Origin of the sequence: Pseudomonas sp. HMSC063H08 (genome assembly GCF_001813645.1) — a bacterium.
Taxonomy (GTDB): domain Bacteria; phylum Pseudomonadota; class Gammaproteobacteria; order Pseudomonadales; family Pseudomonadaceae; genus Pseudomonas; species Pseudomonas aeruginosa.
Map to the genome: position 1 here is coordinate 1 of NZ_KV813377.1, position 446 is coordinate 446.

The window sequence follows — 446 nt, forward strand, 5'->3', positions numbered from 1 at the left end:
TGTAGTGGTCTACTGATCCCGGACACCGATTTAGGCGAGAATCCTCGCCGTGAGAGAGGTGTCTGATGAGCAAGCAACGACGTACGTTTTCCGCCGAGTTCAAACGAGAGGCCGCGGCCCTGGTGTTGGACCAAGGCTACAGCCATATCGACGCCTGCCGTTCGCTGGGGGTGGTGGATTCGGCCTTGCGCCGTTGGGTGAAGCAGCTCGAGGCGGAGCGCCAGGGTGTGACCCCGAAGAGCAAGGCGTTGACGCCTGAGCAGCAAAAGATCCAGGAGCTGGAAGCCCGGATCAACCGGTTGGAGCGGGAGAAAGCGATATTAAAAAAGGCTACCGCTCTCTTGATGTCGGACGAACTCGATCGTACGCGCTGATAGACCAGTTGAGTGAGCAGGAGTCGGTGGAAGTGGTCTGTTCAGCTTTCGATGTGGCGCGGTCTTGCTACT

The 446-nt window shown here is 58.3% G+C and carries 1 pseudogene; it reads left to right on the top strand.

Annotated elements, in window-relative coordinates:
* Positions 1 to 65: 65 nt before the first annotated feature.
* Positions 66 to 446 (top strand): annotated as a pseudogene (locus HMPREF2924_RS07595) (transposase); the annotation flags it as partial.